The organism is Mesorhizobium sp. M0058 (assembly GCF_040323095.1).
GTDB lineage: Bacteria > Pseudomonadota > Alphaproteobacteria > Rhizobiales > Rhizobiaceae > Mesorhizobium.
In genome coordinates this window covers 218,645-234,697 of the sequence record NZ_JAMYUQ010000008.1, presented here as the reverse complement: position 1 = coordinate 234,697, position 16,053 = coordinate 218,645, and the positions used below count along the sequence as shown (strand labels likewise).

The following is a 16,053-nucleotide window of genomic DNA, read 5'->3' as shown; positions in this document are numbered from 1 at the left end:
TCCAATGAAATTTCTCGATCAAGCCAAGGTTTATATCCGCTCCGGCGACGGTGGCGCCGGCTCTGTGTCGTTCCGGCGCGAAAAATTCATCGAGTTCGGCGGCCCGGATGGCGGCGACGGCGGCCGCGGCGGCGATGTCTGGCTGGAAGCGGTCAACGGTCTCAACACGCTGATCGACTATCGCTATCAGCAGCATTTCAAGGCCAAGACTGGTGTCCACGGCATGGGCCGCAACATGACCGGCGCCAAGGGCGCCGATGTGACGCTCAAGGTGCCGGCCGGAACCCAGGTGTTTGCCGAGGACAATGAGACGCTGATCTGCGACCTGACCGTGGTCGGCCAGCGCTTCCTGCTGGCCAAGGGCGGCAATGGCGGTTTCGGCAACCAGCATTTCAAGACCTCGACCAACCAGGCGCCTCGCCGCGCCAATCCCGGCCAGCCCGGCGAAGAGATGAATGTCTGGCTGCGGCTGAAGCTGATTGCCGACGCCGGCCTGGTCGGGCTGCCCAATGCAGGCAAGTCGACTTTTTTGGCAACCGTCACCGCGGCCAAGCCGAAGATCGCAGACTACCCCTTCACCACGCTGCATCCCGGCCTCGGCGTTGCCCGCATCGTTGCGCGCGAATTCGTCATCGCCGACATTCCGGGCCTCATCGAGGGCGCGCATGAGGGTGTCGGCATCGGCGACCGCTTCCTCGGCCATGTCGAGCGCACGCGTGTACTTCTGCACCTGGTCTCGGCGCAGGAGGAAAACCCGGGCAAGGCCTACAAGACCGTGCGCGCCGAGCTCGACGCCTATGGCAATGGGCTGATCGAGAAGGTCGAGATCGTCGCGCTCAGCCAGGTGGATATCCTTGACGCCGATGAGCGCAAGAAGAAGGTTGCGTCCCTCAAACGCGCTGCCGGCCGCGCGCCGATGCTGCTGTCGGCGGCCACCGGCGAGGGCGTCGAAGCGGTGCTGCGCGCGCTGATGGCAGTTGTCGGCGAAGCGCGCGACAGGGCTGCCGCTCCCGTCGAGACCCGCTGGGACCGATAACGATGACGGCGCGGTCGCTGACAAAATACCGGCGCATCACGGTCAAGATCGGTTCGGCCTTGCTGGTCGACCGCACCAGCGGCCTGAAGCGCGACTGGCTGGCTTCGCTTGCCGAGGATATTGCGGTGCTGGCCAATGGCGGCGCCGAGATCCTGGTCGTGTCGTCCGGCGCCATTGCGCTCGGCCGCACCATTCTCGGTCTCGGAAAACGGGCGCTGAAGCTCGAGGAGAGCCAGGCGGCGGCCGCCGTCGGGCAAATTGCGCTCGCCGGCGCATGGTCGGATGCGCTGGGCAAGGGTGCGCTGAAATCGGGCCAGATCCTGCTGACGCTCGGCGACACCGAGGAGCGCCGACGCTATCTGAATGCCCGCGCGACGATCTCGACGCTGCTCAAGATGAAGGCGGTGCCGGTCATCAATGAGAACGACACGGTAGCGACCTCCGAAATCCGCTATGGCGACAATGACCGGCTGGCGGCCCGGGTGGCGACGATGATGGGCGCCGACCTGCTTGTGCTGCTCTCCGACATTGACGGGCTCTATACGGCGCCGCCGGCGCGCGATCCCGATGCAAAATTCATTTCGGTGGTCGACCGCATCACGCCCGATATCGAGGCTATGGCCGGGGCGGCCGCATCCGAACTGTCGCGCGGCGGCATGCGCACCAAGCTCGATGCCGGCAAGATCGCCACCGCCGCCGGCACCGCCATGATCATCACCTCGGGCACCAGGCTCTCGCCACTGATGGCGATCGAGCGTGGCGAGCGCGCCACCTTCTTCAGGCCGAGCGCCAATCCGGTGAAAGGCTACAAGACCTGGATCGCCGGCCAGCTCGAACCGGCCGGGCGGCTCACCGTCGACGCCGGCGCCATCGGTGCGCTGCTGTCCGGCAAATCTTTGCTGCCGGCCGGCGTCAGGCTGGTCAGCGGCAATTTCTCGCGTGGCGACACGGTGGCGATCCTGTCGCCCGAGGGCCGCGAGATCGCGCGCGGGCTGGTTGCCTATGATGCCGCCGATGCCGTAAGGATCGCAGGCCTGAAGACCGCCGAGATCGAAACCGTGCTCGGCTACGAGGCGCGCTCGGCGATGATCCACCGCGACGATCTGGTGGTGAGCGATCCGGGTGACCAGATACGGGCTGCCGGCCAGGTATGGGCCGGGGGCGAGGTAAGCGGAGGATGAGACATGCTGAAGTTGCATGAACAATCCGGGGATGACACCGTCGCGCTGATGGCTGATATCGGCCGCCGCGCCCGCGCGGCCGCCCGACCGTTGGCGATTGCGACCGCCGCCGCCAAGGATGCCGCACTTCTCGCCATGGCCGACGCGATCATCGCGCGCCAGCAGCAGATTCTCGATGCCAACGCCATCGATGTCTCTAACGGACACGAATCGGGCTTGTCCGGCTCCTTCATGGACCGGTTGAAGCTCGATCCGGCGCGCACCCGTGCCATGGCGGATGGCATCCGTGAAATCGCCGAGCTCAGGGACCCGGTCGGCGATGTGATTGCCGCCTGGGATCGCCCCAACGGCCTGCAGATCGAGCGCGTGCGCACGCCGCTCGGCGTTGTCGGCGTCATTTATGAAAGCCGGCCGAATGTGACGGCGGATGCCGGCGCGCTCTGCCTCAAGGCCGGCAATCCGGTGATCCTGCGCGGCGGCTCGGACTCGCTCAATTCGTCCGCCGCCATTCATGCCTGCCTGGTCGAGGGGCTGAAGGCCGCCGGCCTGCCGGAAGACGCCATTCAGCTGGTGCCGACCACCGACCGCGCCGCCGTCGGCGAGATGCTGAAAGGGCTTGGCGGCAATCTCGACGTCATCATTCCGCGGGGCGGCAAGAGCCTGGTCGGGCGCGTGCAGAGCGAGGCGCGGGTGCCGGTCTTTGCCCATCTTGAAGGCATCTGCCATCTCTACATCGACCGCTCGGCCGATCTCGACATGGCGGTCAGGATCGCCGTCAACGCCAAGATGCGGCGCACCGGTGTCTGTGGCGCTGCAGAGACTTTGCTGGTCGACCGCGCGGTGGCCTCCACACATCTGGTGCCGATCCTCGACGCGCTACGCGCCGCCGGCTGCGAGATCCATGCCGATCAGGAAGTGATGAAGCTGTTCTTCGACGCCAAGCCGGCGACCGATACCGACTGGGTGACCGAATATCTCGACGCCGTCATCGCGGTAAAACTGGTCGACGGGATTGCCGGCGCCATCGACCATATCGAGACGTTCTCCTCACACCACACAGAGGCGATCATCGCCGAGGATACCAAAGCGGTCGAGCGGTTCTTCAACGAGATCGACTCGGCGATCCTTTTGCACAATGCCTCGACGCAGTTCGCCGATGGCGGCGAATTCGGCATGGGCGCCGAGATCGGCATCGCCACCGGCAAGATGCACGCGCGCGGACCGGTTGGTGTCGAGCAGCTGACCTCGTTCAAATACCGCGTGCGCGGGTCGGGACAGGTGAGGCCTTGAATCATTCGCGTCAGGGCTTGAGGCATTGAGCCCAGACACCCCCCTCTGTCCTGCCGGACATCTCCCCCGCAAGGGGGGAGATCAGGTTTTTCTTCCGCTTTCGCCAATCACTAACGTTGCAAGAAAAGTGCCTTTGCCGAAGCTGCTGATCTCCCCCCTTGCGGGGGAGATGCCCGGTGGGGCAGAGGGGGGTGCCTAGCACCATGCTGTCGTCCCTTCAGCCCGCCATCCCCTCGCACTACCTCCGTATGCCGCATGCCGAGAAAGGCCTCGCCGTCGGTCTGTTCGGCGGATCGTTCAACCCGCCGCATGCCGGCCATGCGCTGGTGGCGGAAATTGCCTTGCGGCGCCTCGCGCTCGACCAATTGTGGTGGATAGTGACGCCTGGCAATCCGCTGAAGAGCACCAGGGAACTGGCGCCGCTGAGCGACCGGCTGCTCCAGTCGGAGCAGATCGCCAAGAACCCGAAGATCAAGGTCACCGCCTTCGAGGCGGCGTATCATATTCGCTTCACCGCCGACACGCTGGCGCTGGTCAAGGCACGCAATCCCGGCGTCGACTTCGTCTGGATCATGGGCGCCGACTCACTCCGCGATTTCCACCGTTGGCAGCGCTGGCGCCAGATCGTCATGACCTTCCCCATCGCGGTCATCGACCGCCCGGGCGCGACGCTGTCCTTCCTGTCCTCGGTCGTGGCCAAGACCTTCGACTATGCCCGCGTCGACGAGGGTGACGCGCCCCGGCTCGCCCGCATGAAGGCGCCGGCCTGGACTTTTATTCACGGCCCGCGTTCGTCGCTGTCATCGAGTGCTATTCGCAAGCAAGCCAAGGGGTAACTCGTAAGGCCAGATCGCCGATGTCGCTTTTACGGCGGCCTTTCGCGATCCGCTGGGCGATGCTGCGCTGGATATGGCCAATTCAGTGAACCAGACCGACATCGACCACAATCATGGCGCCCCGCCGGCGCCCGTGATCGCCATTGCCAGCGTAATCGTGTCGATGGCGCTGATTGCGGTCGGGAATGGGTTGATGTTCGCCTATATCCCGGTCCGGCTTGGCGTCGAGCGCTTCGATCCGACCTGGGCCGGGCTGATCATCACCGGCCTTTCCGCCGGCGGCCTTGCCGGCTGCATCCTGACCGGGCCGCTGGTGCGCCGCGTCGGGCATGCCCGGGCCTTCATGGTGCTGTCGGCGTTGATTGCGCTGTCGAATGCTGCCATTGGCGCCGGCACCTACCCGCTGCTGTGGATCGCCGCGCGCGCGCTTTACGGTTTTGCCATATGCGGCCTGTTCATCGTCGCCCAGAGCTGGCTCAACGATGCCGTCGCAAACGCCATTCGCGGCCGGGTGATGGCGGTGTTTTACGTCGCCTATGTCGCCGGACTTGGCGTCGGCTATGCCCTGCTGGCAGCGGTCGACATCGCGACGGCGCAGGCGCCGCTGATCGGCATTGCCTTCACCGCAGTGTCGATCCTGCCGGTCGGCATGACGCGGTTGGCTCAACCGCCGCCACCTCGCGCAGCCTCCGTGGCGCTCGGTCGCGCCTGGCGGATCTCGCCGGTCGGCGTGGCCGGCATGCTGGCCGTCGGCGGCCTGTCGATGGCGATCGCCGGGTTCGCACCGATCCATGCCACGGCCAAGGGCTACAGCCAGGCCGATGTGGCGCTGCTTTTGTCGGCGATGCCCGTCGGCACGCTGATCCTGCAGATACCGCTCGGCTGGATTTCCGACCGTACCGATCGCCGTTACGTGCTGGCCGGCGCTGCGGCACTGGCCATCGTCGCCGGTATTCTGGCCATCGGCTTCGACGGCGGCGCGCTGATGGTGCTCGTGGTGATCTACATCGTCTGGGACGGCGCCTCGGAATCGATCTATTCGCTGGCCAGCGCGCATGCCGCCGACCGCGCCGGCAAGGACGACATGGTGGCGCTGTCGAGTTCGTTGCTGTTTGCCTGGTCGCTGTCGGGGTTCATCGTGCCGGGTATCGTGACGGCCCTGTCGGCTGTCTATGGCACGCAGGCCTTCATTTATGTGGCCATCGTCATCGCCACTGTCTTCTGCCTGTTCGTGCTGTGGCGAGTGGCCACCACGCGCGCCGTCCCCGCTACGGAGACCAGCAGTTTCGCGCCGATGTCGGCGCAGGCGCCGCTGCCGGTGGAGCTCGCCTACGCCCCGGAAGATAAGCGCTGAACGGTTTCACAGCTCCTACTGCCTGGTAGCGGCAGTTTCCTGTCGAGCCTCCGGCGGAGGTGCGGGAACCGAAATGGCTTCGGCGTCGAACGCCTGCTTGACGCGTTTGGTGAGATCGATCTGGGTGGCGAAGAAATCCGCCGCCGTGGTCCAGTAGCGCAAGGTGATGGCGACGCTGGCATCGCCCACCGTGGCGACGAAGGCGATCGGCGCCGGCTCTCGCTTGACGCGGCGCTCGCCGCCGGCAACGCCCAGCATGGTTTTCTGCGCCAGGTCGATGTCGTTCCAGGAGCCGATGCTCAGCGTGATGTCTCCGCGGCGCACACCGTTGCGGGTAAAATTGCGCACCGGCTGGTTCCACAGCGTCGAATTGGGCGCCAGCACATAGACGCCGTCTGTCGTGCGGAGCTTGGTGGCGAACAGGCCGATTTCCTCGACGGTGCCGGAAATGGCGCCGACCTCGACATATTCGCCGATGCGGAATGGCCTGAGCGCCAGAAGCATGATGCCTGCGGCGATGTTCTGCAGCGTGCCTTGCAGCGCCAGGCCGATTGCCAGCCCGATGGCGCCGATGGCGGCGATGATCGAGGCCGTCTGAACGCCGAACTGGCCGAGCACCATGATGACCACCAGGATCAGGATGGCGTAGCGCACGATCTTCGAGAAGAAATGGCGCAGCGTCGCGTCGAAACCATGGATATGGCCGAGGCCGGCTGAGATCGATCGTTCTGCGAGCCCGGCGACGAGATAGCCGACGACCAGCAGGATGATGGCGCCGATGGCGGAGAAGGAATAGGAAACGATCAGTGTGCTGAGTTGCGCAAGGCCAGCCTGCACGGTGAGCAGCGTGTTCTGGGGGTCGATTGGCATCAGGAAAATCCGTTTGGGGGGTGTGTCGATAACCCCTGCCGCGGCCATGGGTTCCGATTTTTCTCAAGGCTCCGGAACCGGAAGTCGTGCACTGCGTTCGCGGTGGCAGGGCCTCCCGTCTTGAAACTGCAAGGGAACTCTGCCTATCTATAGGGTGTCACCTGATTTCGTGGGTGATTTGGTTGTTCTTGCTGCGAAAGGAAATACACTGAGAACAGCATTGCGGAAGAAGGCTGACGTCATGCCTTCGCCGGCCAGGATCAGCGTAGATGACGCCGTGTCCCGTGCCATCAAGACAGTCCTTGCCAGTCTGGAAGACTCCAAGGCCGAAAATATTGTCTCAATCGACATTCAGCGGAAATCGAGCCTCGGCGACTATATGGTCATCGCGTCGGGCCGGTCGCACCGTCATGTCTCGGCTGTCGCCGACCACCTGCTCAAGGCGCTCAAGGATGCCGGTCTCGGCACGGCGCGCGTCGAGGGGCTGTCCGGCGCCGACTGGGTCCTGATCGATTCAGGCGACATCATCGTCCATGTCTTCCGCCCAGAAGTCCGCGAATTCTACAATCTTGAAAAGATGTGGCAGGCGCCGGACCTTGAGGAAGAGACCTTGCACTGAGCTCCGTCTCATGTCGTAACCATCCGGGGTGCGACATGGATTGAAAGCTCGCCGAGGCAGGGATGAAGATAGCAGTTCATGCCGTGGGCCGGATGAAGGCCGGCCCCGAGAGAGAACTCGCCGACCGCTATTTCGAGCGTTTCGCCAAGAGCGGCCCGGCGATCGGGTTCGAATTCTCTGGTGTCGCCGAGATCGCCGAGGGACGAGCCCAGAACGCCAATGAGCGCCGCCGCGAGGAAGGCCAGAAGCTGCAGGCACAGCTGCAGCCGGGCACGGCGCTGTTCCTGCTCGACGAACGCGGCAAAAACCTGTCCTCAGACGATTTCGCCAGCCGTATCGGCCAGCTGCGCGATGGCGGACGCAAGGCGTTGGTCATCGGCATTGGCGGCGCCGACGGGCACGACCAGTCGATTCGCGATCAGGCTGAGCTGATAGTCTCGTTCGGCGCGGCGACCTGGCCGCACCAACTGGTGCGCGTCATGCTGGGCGAGCAGCTCTATCGGGCGGCAACGATTCTTTCGGGACATCCCTACCACCGTTCGTAAATCAGTGGGTCGAGGATCAATCGTCCGGATTTCCGCCCCAATGCGCGGCTGTTTTGTGCTAGGCTTCGGTTCGATCATGGTTGATGGTTCGTTAACGAAGCCACGCATAGAGTCGGGCTTCAATGGCTGACAACGGGAAATCACGAACGGGCTTCCGGCACGCGCGCTGCGGCATCGCTGCAGCAGTGGTTTTGCTGTCGCTCGGGCTTGCGCGGGCCGAAAATACGCTGGACGTGGCGCCCGACCCCGATCTGAGCCGTGCCGAATATGAGAAGGTGTCGGCCGAGATCACGCTGTCGTCCGAACGGCTGGCCAAGCTCGCCGCCGACATTGCTTCGGTCAAGAAGGACCATGCCTCGATCACCGCGGCGCTTATCCAGTCGGCGATGACCGAGCAGAAGCTCGGCCAGGACATCGAGGATATCGGCGCCAGGCTCGAAGGACTGAAGGGCGAGGAACAGAAGATCCGTGTCTCGCTGGCGGCGCGGCGCGACGTGCTGGCCGAGGTGCTGGGGGCGCTGCAGCGCATGGGGCTCAATCCGCCGCCGGCGATCCTGGTCAAGCCGGAAGACGCACTGTCGTCGGTGCGCAGCGCCATCCTGCTCGGCGCAGTGGTGCCGGAACTGCGCCAGCAGACCGACAAATTGCTGGCCGACCTCAGGGAACAGACCCGGGTGACGGCCTCGATCGAGGCCGAGCGGACGCGGCTGACAGCGGCGGTCGGCGAGCAGACGGCGGAAAAGAAACGCCTCTCCATGCTGCTCGAAGCCAAGCAGAAGCTCGAGGCGGACACCTGGACGGCGATGGCCGCTGAAAAGCAGCGGTCCCAGGCGCTTGCGGCCAAGGCCGGCAGCCTGAAAGAGCTGATCGCTTCGCTTGAAGCCGACAAGAGCCGCAAGGCGGCGGATGCCGTCAAGGCAGGCGAACAGAAAGCGGCCGACAGCGATAAGCCGGACGCCGATAACGCCGATGCAGGCACAACCGCGTCGACGGAGCTGGCTTCGCTGCCCGTGCCGGAAGGCAACCGCCTCACCGCCGCCGCGCCGTTTTCGGCACTTCAGGGACAAGTCTCGCTGCCGGTCACCGGCAAGATCAAGCTGCGTTTCGGGGCCGATGACGGTAACGGCGCGGTGATGCTTGGCGACATGGTTGCGACACAATCGGGAGCCATCGTCACGGCACCGGCGGACGGAAATGTGCTTTATGCGGGGCCTTTTCGCTCCTATGGTCAACTCTTGATCCTCAATGCGGGAGACGGCTATCATGTCGTCCTGGCGGGGATGAGCAGAATCAGCGTCGCGTCTGGCCAGTCGGTGCTCGCAGGAGAGCCGGTCGGCGCGATGGGAGAGGCCCGGGTGGCAAGCACCTCGGCCTCGAAGAATGGAAATGCCACGCCGGAACTCTATGTCGAGTTCCGCAAGGATGGAAAACCCGTCGATCCGACCCCATGGTGGGCGGACCGCTTCTCTGGAAGGACGTGAAATGATGCGGAAACTGTCGCTTCTTATTGCCGGTGCGCTGATGGGCGCGTCAGCGATGAGCCTGGTCTATGGCGCCCCCGGCTCGACGGCGAACGCTGCAGGCTCCGAGACCTACAAGCAACTGGCGATCTTCGGCGACATCTTCGAGCGCGTGCGGGCGCAGTATGTGACGCCGCCGGACGACAAGTCGCTGGTCGAAAACGCCATCAACGGCATGCTCACCTCGCTCGACCCGCACTCCTCCTACATGAATGCCGAGCAGGCGCAGGACATGCGCGTGCAGACCAAGGGTGAGTTCGGCGGCCTCGGCATCGAGGTCACCATGGAGAACGACCTGGTCAAGGTGATCACGCCGATCGACGACACCCCGGCTGCCAAGGCAGGCGTGCTGGCCGGCGACTATATCGCCAAGATCGACGGCCAAGAGGTTCGCGGCCTGACGCTCAACGATGCAGTCGAAAAGATGCGCGGCCTGGTCAACACGCCGATCAAGCTGACCATCCTGCGCCAAGGCGCCGACAAGCCGATCGAGCTGACGGTGGTGCGCGATATCATCAAGGTCAAGGCGGTCAAGTTCCGGGTCGAGAACGACATCGGCTACATGAAGATCACCTCCTTCACCGAAAAGACCTATGACGACCTCGAGAATGCCATCGACACCATCAAGAAGCAGGTGCCGAACGACAAGCTCAAGGGCTATGTGCTCGATCTCAGGCTCAACCCGGGCGGCCTGCTCGACCAGGCGGTGAGCGTGTCCGACGCCTTCCTCGACCGTGGCGAGATCGTCTCGACCCGCGGCCGCGACCCGAAGGACGTCACACGCTTCGACGCCAAGGCAGGCGACGACATCGGCGCCAAGCCGCTGATCGTGCTCGTCAATGGCGGTTCGGCCAGCGCCTCCGAGATCGTCGCCGGCGCGCTTCAGGACCTGCGCCGCGCCACAGTGGTCGGCACGCAGTCGTTCGGCAAGGGCTCGGTGCAGACCATCATCCCGCTTGGCGAGAACGGCGCGCTGCGCCTGACGACGGCGCTCTATTACACGCCGTCCGGCAAGTCGATCCAGGGCAAGGGCATCACGCCCGACATCAAGGTCGACCAGCCGCTGCCGCCCGAACTGCAGGGCAGGGACCTGACGCGCGGCGAATCGGACCTCAAGGGCCATATCAAGGGCGCCGACGAGAGCGATACCGGCTCGGGCTCGGCTGCCTATGTGCCGCCGGATCCGAAGGACGATCTGCAGCTGATCTATGCCGAACAGCTGCTGCGCGGCCAGAAGACCGATCCGGCATTCCCGCCGAATCCGGAGAAGGCAGTGCTCAACCAGTAAAATCGACTGGTAGCTCTGGCTGCCCAATCGAAGCGATGCAATGCTGCCGGGACCGTGAGGTTCCGGCAGTTTGATTCGGGGACCGCTGGGCGCTGCGCCTCAAAAGGCGCAGGGGACGCGCCGTCAGTTTTGGATCTGCGCATGGCGAAAAGATTTCGCTGATCACGCGCCCGGGGGATGCGGCTTGGCTGACGTCGGCAAGGACATCGAACGCCCGCTCGGACAGACCGTCCGACCGCGTGCCGCGTCGCGCGGGATCAGCGCTGGCGCCGTCGCGGCGACGCTGGTCGTGCTGGCCGCGGTCGGCATCTCCGGTGCGATCGCGCTGCGCGAGAAGCCGTTCCGCAAACCGGAAGCAATCGCGCTCTCGACGCCGAAGGTGACGGCGGCGGCCGAGCCCGCGGCCGCAGCGCCCACTGCTCAAGCGACGGCGGCAGCGCCGAAGGCGGAAACGCCCAAGGCCAGCGGTCCGCAGATCATCCATGTGCAGTCCCAGGAGGGTGATGGCCCGCCCAATGCAGCCATCGTCATCCACGACCCGTCGACGATCGGCCAGAACCTGAAGATCGCGCATATCCCCGACAGGGCGCTGATCGAGGCCAGCGACACCGGCCCGTTGCCGGTTCGCGCCGCTGACGGCCGGCGGCCGTTCGATGTCTATGCGCGGCCGTGGTCGGGTTCGCGTGGCGCTCGAGTGGCAATCGTCATCGGCGGGCTTGCCGTGTCGCAGACCGGCACGCAGGCCGCGATCGCCAAGCTGCCGGCCGAAGTGACGCTGGCTTTTGCGCCGCAAGGCAACAGCATCGGCCGCTGGATGCAGGCGGCACGGCAGAGCGGGCATGAGGTGGTCATGCAGGTGCCGCTCGAACCGTTCGACTATCCCAATGTCAATCCCGGCCGCAACACGCTGACGGTGGCGGCAAGCCCGGACGACAATCTGAAGAATCTGCGCTGGGCGCTGTCGCGGACCACCAACTATACCGGCGTCATGAACTATATGGGGGCGCGCTTTTCGGCCGACGCGACGGCGATGGGGCCGTTCATGGCCGAGCTTGGCAAGCGCGGCCTTGCCTATGTCGATGACGGCTCGTCCGCGCGGAGCCTGGCGTCCGATCTCGCCTTGAAGGACGGTGTGCCATTCGTCGCCGGCGATACGGCAATCGACGCCGTGCAGGACCGCGGCGCCATCCTGAAAAAGCTCGACGCGCTGGAAGCGACCGCGCGTGCCAAAGGCTCCGCCGTCGGCATCGGCTCGGCCTTCGACCTCACCGTCGATACCGTGGCGTCCTGGGTGGTCGAAGCAAAAAAGCGCGGCATCGAGATCGTGCCGATCTCGGCGGTGGCCATCGACCCGGAAAAAGGCTGATCATGACGAAGAAACCTGTCGACCCCGAGACGCTGCCTTACCGCCCTTGCGTAGGACTGATGATCCTCAATGGCGACGGGCTGGTCTGGGTCGGGCACCGCATCGCCGAACCGGACAGCGAATTTGCCGGGACCACGCAGCTCTGGCAGATGCCGCAAGGCGGCATCGACGAGGGCGAGGAGCCGCTGCAGGCGGCCGGGCGCGAGCTCTATGAAGAGACCGGCATGCGCTCGGTCACGCTGCTCGACGAGGCGCCGCACTGGATCAACTACGACCTGCCGCGCGATCTGGTCGGCATCGCCCTCAAGGGCCGCTATCGCGGCCAGACGCAGAAATGGTTCGCCTACCGCTTTCACGGCGAGACCAGAGAGATCCAGATCAATCCGCCGCCGGGCGGCCACACCGCCGAATTCGATGAATGGGCATGGCGGCCAATGCAGGACCTGCCCGATCTGATAGTGCCGTTCAAACGCAAGGTCTATGAGGACGTGGTGACGGCGTTCCGGCATTTGGCTTAGGCGGCTCGCTGTTGCGACGTCCATGATCTGTCCTTACTGATAGGGTTTGTTTCGTGCTCTGGTCAGGAGCGGGGATGAGCAGCGCCTCAGGGAAGTCATTGCATTCTGCACCGGAAGCCGGCTTGCAGCCGATCAGCGAAGCGGCGGCCGGCGCCATTCTCACCATCGATCTCGGCGCGGTCAGGGAGAATTACCGGCGGCTCAAGGCAAAGCTCGGCGGCGTACGCTGCGCCGGCGTCGTCAAGGCCGACGGCTACGGGCTTGGCGCGCGGCAAGTGGCGGCGGCACTGGTTGCCGAAGGCTGCGACAGCTTCTTTGTGGCGCATCTCACCGAGGGTGTAGCGCTGCGCGACGCACTCGGACCGAAGCTGGAAATCCATGTGCTGAACGGGCTGCCGCCGGGCTCGGAACCCGAAGCGGTGGCTGCCGACCTTGTTCCCGTCATCAACAGTAGCGGACAATTGAAGGCGTGGAGCAAAGCCGGCCAGAAGGCCGGCCGCAAGCTCAAGGCCGCCATCCAGGTCGACAGCGGCATGTCGCGGCTGGGCATGGCGCCGGCAGAGGTCGAGGCGCTTACGGCCGATGCTTTCGCCGGCGTCGATGTCGTTCTCGTCATGAGCCATCTGGCCCGTGCGGACGAACCGACCAATGCGGCCAATGACGCGCAACTCAGGGAGTTCGAACGGCTGCGCAAAATGCTGCCCAAGGCGCCGGCGTCGCTCGACAATTCCTCCGGCATCTTTCTTGGGCCGCGCTATCAGTACGACCTCGCGCGTCCGGGCGCTGCGCTCTACGGCATCAATCCGACGCCTGATGAGGCGAACCCGATGCTGCCGGTGGTGCGGCTCGAGGCAAAGATCATCCAGACACGCGGCATCGATAAGGGCGCGGGCGTCGGCTACGGACATGCGTTTCTGGCCAGCGGTCCCTTGCGCGCGGCCACGATCTCGCTCGGCTATGCCGATGGCTGGCACCGGCGCGCGGCTTCGGCTGCCTGGCTCGACGGCGTGCGACTGCCCTTTGTCGGGCGGGTGTCGATGGATTCGATCATACTCGACATCTCGGCCCTGCCGGCCGGCCGGCTGCGCGAGGGCGACCTTGTCGAACTCCTAGGCCCCTCGCAGAGCGTCGATGACGCCGCCGGTCATGCCGGCACGATCGGTTATGAAATCCTGACCAGTCTCGGCCCCCGCTTCCACCGCCGCTATATCAACGAATAGAGCCGCGACACGCCGCCCCTTGGCGGACGCCGCAGAATCCGGCAGACAGGAGGCGGCGGCCCTCTGACGGAAGTCGTCGTGGAGAGTGATGCGATGAAGATCTTCGTGTTGGGCGGCGGCGTTATCGGGGTCACCACTGCCTATTATCTCGCTGAGGCCGGCCACGAGGTGACGGTGTTCGACCGCCAGAAAGGGCCGGCGCTGGAAACCAGCTTCGCCAATGCCGGCGAGATCTCGCCCGGCTATGCTTCGCCCTGGGCCGGCCCCGGCATTCCGCTGAAGGCAATCAAGTGGCTGTTGATGAAGCACGGCCCGCTGGTGGTGCGGCCGGCCTTCGATCCGTATATGTGGACATGGCTCATCAAGATGCTGCGCAATTGCACCGCGGATCGCTATGCCATCAACAAGGCGCGCATGGTGCCGCTCGCCGAATACAGCCGCGACACGCTGAAGGCGCTGCGCGAGGCGACCGGCATCGCTTATGATGAGCGGACCAAGGGCACGCTGCAGCTGTTTCGCACGCAAAAGCAGCTCGACGGCACCGGCGGCGATGTAGAGGTGCTGAAGAAATATGGCGTTCCCTACGAGTTGCTCGATCCCGAAGGCTGCATTGGGGCCGAGCCGGCGCTGGCCGGCGTGCGGGAAAAGTTTGTCGGCGGGCTGAGATTGCCCGGCGACGAAACTGGCGACTGCAAGATGTTCACCGATCGGCTGGCCGAGCTCTGCGTGGCGCGCGGCGTCACGTTCGAGTACGGCACGCAGATCCGGCGCTTCTCCAAGAACCGCAATCGCATCGTCAGCGTCGGCACCGACCAGCGCTCGCGCGCGGCCGACGCTTATGTGCTGGCGCTGGGCAGCTATTCGGCGCGCTTCATGCGCCTGCTCAGGCGCCCGATCCCGGTCTATCCGGTCAAGGGCTATTCGATCACCGTTCCGATCAAGGACGCGGTCGCCGCCCCGGTGTCGACGGTAATGGACGAAACCTACAAGGTGGCGATCACCAGGCTCGGCGACCGCATCCGCGTCGGCGGCACGGCGGAGATTTCCGGCTTCGATCTCAGGCTGCACGAATCGCGTCGGCGCACCCTCGAACATTCGGTCGGCGATCTGTTCCCGGATGGCGGCGACCTCAAGGCGGCGTCCTTCTGGTGCGGGCTGCGGCCGATGACGCCGGACGGGCCGCCGCTGGTCGGCCGCACCGAGTTCTCCAACCTCTATCTCAACACCGGGCACGGCACGCTTGGCTGGACGATGGCCTGCGGCTCGGCCAAGGTGCTGTCCGACATCATCTCCAGCAAGGTGCCTGATATCGATGTGCGGGAGCTGGGGCCGGAGCGGTATTTGAGGTAGGGGTGCTTTTTAAAGCTCGCGGCCAGCACCCCTCTGTCGCACCGGACAGAGGGGGTGTAAAGGATCGCTACAGAACGGCATTCCTTCAGCCTCGCCAGCCCCTCAAAACGCCTCCTTCACCCATCCCTTCGAGAACAGCCATCGGTAGGCCCACGGTATCGTCACCTTGGTCGATACCGGGTTCGAATGGGCGACATAGTCGTCATAGACCGGCTGCATCCTGGCGTAGAAGGCAGGGTCGAGCACCGTGATGCCGTTCTCCAGATCGTGGAAGAAACTGCGGTTGTTGAGATTGACCGACGAGATCGTCACCAGCCTTTCGTCGATCATCATGATCTTGGAGTGCAGCACGACATCGGGCGCCTTGAATTCGCGGATGTTGATGCGGTCGCCATATTTCTCGACGAACAGCTTGTTGAGCGCGGTCAGCAGCTTGCCGCCAATATCGCCCTTGAGGTCGATGCGGCCGACAATGTCGATCCTGACGCCGCGCGCCAGCGCCCGCTCGATGGCCAGGCTGAGCTTCGGCGTCAGATTAAGGTAGGGATTGACGATCTCGATATGGTGCCGGGCAGTGTCGATCAGCTCGACGAAATAGGTCTCGAGCGCATGGTTGTCCTCGTAGGGCACGGAAATGAAATGGCGCACCGTGCCCGGCGGGCGCCGGCTGTCGGAGCGCACCGGAATGGAGAAGGGTCTTGCGACGTTGGTGTCGGCGTCGCGCAGCCACAATGTCGAGAGATGCGTGGCCAGCGTCTCGACCGTGGCCGGGTCGGCAAACTCGATGTCGAAATCGCTCCAGTTCGAATAGTAGTTGAGCGAGAGGCCGTCGGTCTTGCCGTATTGCTCGAGGTTCGGATAGCGCGACAGGTCGATCGGCTTGTGGAACAGGAAGCCGTCATGAATGTTGCGGCCGCCGATGATGACGCGCGACCGGGCGGGATCCTCGGCAAGTGTCGCCAGCATCTTGACGTGATGGGTCTTGTGCAGCTGGTGACAGTTGCTCGTCGACCGGCGCGCCGTGGTCGGCCCGCCAACGATATTCCTGCAACTCGACATT

The 16,053-nt window shown here is 64.7% G+C and carries 15 protein-coding genes; 13 read left to right on the top strand and 2 right to left on the bottom strand.

Going from position 1 to position 16,053, the window contains the following annotated elements:
• Positions 1–4 precede the first annotated feature (4 nt).
• The 5 genes from obgE to NKJ75_RS16040 all read left to right on the top strand — a co-directional run bounded on the left by obgE (position 5) and on the right by NKJ75_RS16040 (position 5,697).
• Positions 5–1,036, top strand: coding sequence for a GTPase ObgE (gene obgE / locus NKJ75_RS16060; protein ID WP_352499936.1), 1,032 nt, complete (start codon positions 5–7; stop codon positions 1,034–1,036).
• Between the two features lie 2 nt (positions 1,037–1,038).
• Entirely contained in the window at positions 1,039–2,217 is a 1,179-nt protein-coding gene (gene proB, locus NKJ75_RS16055) for a glutamate 5-kinase (RefSeq protein ID WP_352499935.1), read from the top strand.
• A 3-nt stretch (positions 2,218–2,220) separates the two neighbouring features.
• Positions 2,221–3,507, top strand: coding sequence for a glutamate-5-semialdehyde dehydrogenase (locus tag NKJ75_RS16050; RefSeq protein WP_352499934.1), 1,287 nt, complete (start codon positions 2,221–2,223; stop codon positions 3,505–3,507).
• A gap of 203 nt (positions 3,508–3,710) precedes the next feature.
• The gene (locus NKJ75_RS16045; protein WP_023822432.1) at positions 3,711–4,343 is read left to right on the top strand and encodes a nicotinate-nucleotide adenylyltransferase; all 633 of its coding nucleotides are present in this window, start codon (positions 3,711–3,713) and stop codon (positions 4,341–4,343) included.
• A gap of 85 nt (positions 4,344–4,428) precedes the next feature.
• Positions 4,429–5,697 carry an MFS transporter gene (locus tag NKJ75_RS16040; protein WP_502903876.1) on the top strand — a complete coding sequence of 423 codons (1,269 nt, stop codon included), beginning with the start codon at positions 4,429–4,431 and terminating at the stop codon, positions 5,695–5,697.
• 15 nt (positions 5,698–5,712) lie between these two features.
• Here NKJ75_RS16040 and NKJ75_RS16035 read toward each other — a convergent pair whose 3' ends face one another.
• Positions 5,713–6,567, bottom strand: coding sequence for a mechanosensitive ion channel family protein (locus NKJ75_RS16035; RefSeq protein WP_023736854.1), 855 nt, complete (start codon positions 6,565–6,567; stop codon positions 5,713–5,715).
• Between the two features lie 241 nt (positions 6,568–6,808).
• On the opposite strand from NKJ75_RS16035, the gene rsfS reads away from it, so the two are divergent.
• The 8 genes from rsfS (at position 6,809) to NKJ75_RS15995 (ending at position 14,993) form a co-directional block, all read left to right on the top strand.
• On the top strand, positions 6,809–7,186 hold the full coding sequence (rsfS, locus tag NKJ75_RS16030; protein ID WP_023668698.1) for a ribosome silencing factor: 378 nt from the start codon (positions 6,809–6,811) through the stop codon (positions 7,184–7,186).
• 62 nt (positions 7,187–7,248) lie between these two features.
• Positions 7,249–7,731, top strand: coding sequence for a 23S rRNA (pseudouridine(1915)-N(3))-methyltransferase RlmH (rlmH, locus tag NKJ75_RS16025; protein ID WP_023834623.1), 483 nt, complete (start codon positions 7,249–7,251; stop codon positions 7,729–7,731).
• A gap of 122 nt (positions 7,732–7,853) precedes the next feature.
• Positions 7,854–9,212, top strand: a complete 1,359-nt coding sequence (locus tag NKJ75_RS16020; protein ID WP_023668700.1) for a murein hydrolase activator EnvC family protein — start codon at positions 7,854–7,856, stop codon at positions 9,210–9,212.
• Between the two features lies 1 nt (position 9,213).
• On the top strand, positions 9,214–10,539 hold the full coding sequence (locus NKJ75_RS16015) for a S41 family peptidase (RefSeq protein WP_023668701.1): 1,326 nt from the start codon (positions 9,214–9,216) through the stop codon (positions 10,537–10,539).
• Positions 10,540–10,723: 184 nt separating this feature from the next.
• Positions 10,724–11,905: a divergent polysaccharide deacetylase family protein gene (locus NKJ75_RS16010; RefSeq protein WP_023737901.1), complete on the top strand. Its 1,182-nt coding sequence runs from the start codon at positions 10,724–10,726 to the stop codon at positions 11,903–11,905.
• Positions 11,906–11,907: 2 nt separating this feature from the next.
• On the top strand, positions 11,908–12,423 hold the full coding sequence (locus NKJ75_RS16005) for an RNA pyrophosphohydrolase (protein WP_023737900.1): 516 nt from the start codon (positions 11,908–11,910) through the stop codon (positions 12,421–12,423).
• Between the two features lie 74 nt (positions 12,424–12,497).
• Positions 12,498–13,643 (top strand): alanine racemase, encoded by a 1,146-nt coding sequence (gene alr / locus NKJ75_RS16000; protein ID WP_023834625.1) that lies wholly within the window; start codon positions 12,498–12,500, stop codon positions 13,641–13,643.
• 93 nt (positions 13,644–13,736) lie between these two features.
• A complete protein-coding gene (locus NKJ75_RS15995) occupies positions 13,737–14,993 on the top strand; it encodes a D-amino acid dehydrogenase (RefSeq protein WP_023668705.1) in 1,257 nt (418 codons plus the stop codon).
• 102 nt (positions 14,994–15,095) lie between these two features.
• Here the strand turns inward: NKJ75_RS15995 and NKJ75_RS15990 are convergent, their stop codons facing one another.
• Entirely contained in the window at positions 15,096–16,052 is a 957-nt protein-coding gene (locus NKJ75_RS15990) for a phospholipase D-like domain-containing protein (protein WP_245274186.1), read from the bottom strand.
• Between the last annotated feature and the right edge of the window lies 1 nt (position 16,053).